Annotated in this window: 3 protein-coding genes; 1 reads left to right on the top strand and 2 read right to left on the bottom strand. The window is 42.2% G+C overall.

Translation table 11 applies throughout. The features are described 5' to 3' along the window. Positions 1-546 (bottom strand): adenylate/guanylate cyclase domain-containing protein (locus Q8907_15060; protein MDP4275591.1); only part of this gene is annotated, 546 nt, incomplete at its 3' end. A 138-nt stretch (positions 547-684) separates the two neighbouring features. Here Q8907_15060 and uvrB point away from each other — a divergent pair. Continuing rightward, positions 685-2,700, top strand: coding sequence for an excinuclease ABC subunit UvrB (uvrB, locus tag Q8907_15055; GenBank protein MDP4275590.1), 2,016 nt, complete (start codon positions 685-687; stop codon positions 2,698-2,700). A 76-nt stretch (positions 2,701-2,776) separates the two neighbouring features. Here uvrB and Q8907_15050 read toward each other — a convergent pair. Beyond that, on the bottom strand, positions 2,777-3,090 hold a 314-nt coding region (locus Q8907_15050), incomplete at its 5' end, for a glycoside hydrolase family 28 protein (GenBank protein MDP4275589.1).

Genomic DNA, 3,090 nt, shown 5'->3' with positions numbered 1-3,090 from the left:
TTTACCCATAATATTTGCCATAACCGGGCCTGTATGTATGCTTACTACGATATCCCAGACTTTCCGTCCGTCATTACTGTGATTCCGGTGAATTGTTTCCAGGTATTGTTGCATTTCCATTGCAGCAAGGACAACCTGGATGGGATTGGTGCTGTTTTTCTTTGGTATTCCCCCTGCTGCCATGTACGAATCCCCTATGGTCTTTATTTTTTCAATGTTATATCTCTGGGCAATGGCATCAAATTGAAAAAAAATTTGATCAAGCTCGTCCATCAGGGCATCGGCATTTTCAACACTGGAGATTTTTGAAAAGCCGTGTATATTGGCAAATAAGACAGTCACTGTTTTGAATTGCTGCCTTTCTTCAGGATAGATTTCTTCAGGAACCTGTTGAACAATGGCTTCTCTGATATTGTCTTTGCTCTCCTGATTTTTCAGCAACTCTTCATATTTCCCGTTTAATTCTTTTAATTGATCCTGGAGTTGCTGGTTCTGTCTGACTAGTTTTGCAATGCGCTTTAATAATTCATCAACTTTGGGAGACATCTTTTTCCGTTTTTAAAGTAAAAATAAACATATTTTTCTTTTTTGCTAGTTCTTTTTACTATTTGAAAGGTTTTTTATCAGCCTCTGCAACAAAATTGTAATTTTGTTGTTTTTGAGTATCAGATAAAAAACAGATCAATGCCTTTTCATTTAGTATCCGATTACCAGCCAACCGGCGATCAGCCTGAAGCTATCGCTTCGCTTGAAGAAGATATACGGGCTGGAAAGCCTTTTAATACCCTGCTTGGGGTAACAGGCTCCGGTAAAACTTTTACCATTGCCAATGTTATCCAAAGATTGCAGAGGCCTACCTTAATCCTGAGCCATAACAAAACATTGGCTGCACAGCTTTACAGCGAATTCCGGCAGTTTTTTCCTGAAAATGCTGTGGAATATTTTGTTTCCTATTACGATTATTATCAGCCCGAGGCGTATCTGCCTGTTACTGATACCTATATAGAAAAGGATTTATCCATCAATGAGGAAATTGAAAAACTAAGGTTGAGTGCCACCTCGGCTCTCCTTTCAGGAAGGACTGATGTAATTGTTGTTTCTTCCGTGTCCTGCATTTATGGTATTGGTAATCCTGAGGATTTTCACAGCAATACGATCAGTATAGAGCGGGGACAAACTATTGCCAGGAATAAATTCCTTCATCTTCTGGTGGACAGTATGTATTCGCGCAATGAAATTGATTTCAAGCGGGGAACCTTCAGGGTAAAAGGCGATACCGTTGATGTTTTTCTGGCCTATACTGATTATGCCTATAGATTTATATTTTTCGGCGATGAGGTGGAAGAAATTGAATCCTTCGACCCGGTCAATGGAAATATTATTGATACCCCTGATTCGGTTTCGATATATCCGGCCAATATTTTCGTTACTACTAAAAGCCGGATGCAGAATGCTATTGAGCAAATTAAAAAGGACAGGGACGAACAGGTTGCCTTCTTTAAGGAAAACGGAAAGGATTTAGAAGCCAAGCGAATTCAGGATAGGGTTACATACGACCTGGAAATGATTCAGGAATTGGGCTATTGTCCGGGTATTGAAAATTATTCCCGTTATTTTGACGGCCGCCTGCCGGGTACACGCCCCTTCTGCCTGATCGATTATTTCCCTAACGATTTTCTGACCGTCATCGATGAGAGCCATGTTACGGTATCACAAATCAGGGCGATGTTCGGAGGTGACCGTTCGCGCAAGCAGAACCTGGTTGAATATGGTTTCCGCCTGCCTGCAGCTGTTGATAACCGCCCTTTGAAGTTTGATGAATTTGAATCCCTGGTTGGACAGATTATTTTCGTTAGTGCCACACCTGCTGATTATGAACTGGAAAAGAGCGAAGGAGAGGTCGTTGAACAGGTGATCCGTCCTACCGGTTTGCTGGATCCTGTGATTGATGTCCGGCCCAGTTTGAATCAGATTGATGACCTGATGGAAGAAATAAACGAACGGGCCAGAAAAAACGAAAGGATACTGGTTACAACCCTGACCAAGCGTATGGCCGAAGAGCTTACAGCTTACCTGACCCGTTACGGGGTGCGTTGCCGTTATATCCATTCCGATGTCGAAACCCTTGACCGGATTGATATTCTTGACAGCCTGCGCAATGGTGCATTTGATGTGCTGGTTGGTGTCAACCTGCTTAGGGAAGGATTGGATTTGCCCGAAGTATCGCTGGTTGCTATTCTCGACGCGGACAAGGAAGGATTCCTGCGTTCAGAACGTTCGCTTACCCAGACTGCAGGCCGTGCCGCACGGAATCTGAATGGCAAAGTGATCATGTATGCTGATAAAATCACAGATTCCATGAAACGGACTATTGATGAAACCAACAGGAGAAGAATCAAACAGTTGGCTTACAATGAAAAACATCATATTACGCCTACTCCCATTATCAAGTCTTCGGCTTCAATTATGGGCGGTATGTCCGGAAAACTGAACAATTATGCTTATGTCGAACCGGAAAAAGCTGATGTGGCTGCCGACCCCGTGGTAAAATATATGAGCAGGGACGCTTTGCAGAAAACCATTGAAAAAACAAAGAATGCAATGGAAAAAGAAGCCCGCGAGCTTAATTTTGTTGAGGCTGCCCGTTTACGGGATGAAATGTTCGATCTGCAAAAATTGCTGAATGAAAAGAATAAATAATCATTTGGCCTGTCCATAAGGGGTGGTTTTTTCTTGGCAATCACGTTTTTACGATCATGTTTTCTGCACTTTGAATTTATAAATTCAAACCGCTGCAATTGATCAGTTTGGGTTTGCTGTCGTCTTTGGTCTGAATATGCAGATCGTTAAAAATCCAGTTTTTGGCAAAGCTGATTTGTCCAGCTGTACCGGCAACAATGTTTACATGGTCGAAAAAGAAATTTTCTGCGGGCGATTCGTTCATTCCTTCGGCTACTATCGCCTTTTGGGCTTCTAAAACCTTGATATTAGAAAAATAGACATTCCGGAAATGAGGGATTCCCTGTTTTTCAGGAACTTTTTGCAGCATTACCTTCCAGTGGTCAGGTATTTCGTCGTAATTGTACCCTG

It is taken from the genome of Bacteroidota bacterium (assembly GCA_030706565.1).
In the GTDB taxonomy this organism is placed as follows: Bacteria; Bacteroidota; Bacteroidia; order Bacteroidales; family JAUZOH01; genus JAUZOH01.
The sequence above is the reverse complement of the archived record's forward strand: the minus strand, read 5'-3'. Positions and strand labels throughout refer to the sequence as shown.

Coding starts and splice junctions, on each gene's coding strand:
- uvrB (MDP4275590.1), top strand. CDS start 685: ATGCCTTTTCATTTAGTATCCGATTACCAGCCAACCGGCGATCAGCCT.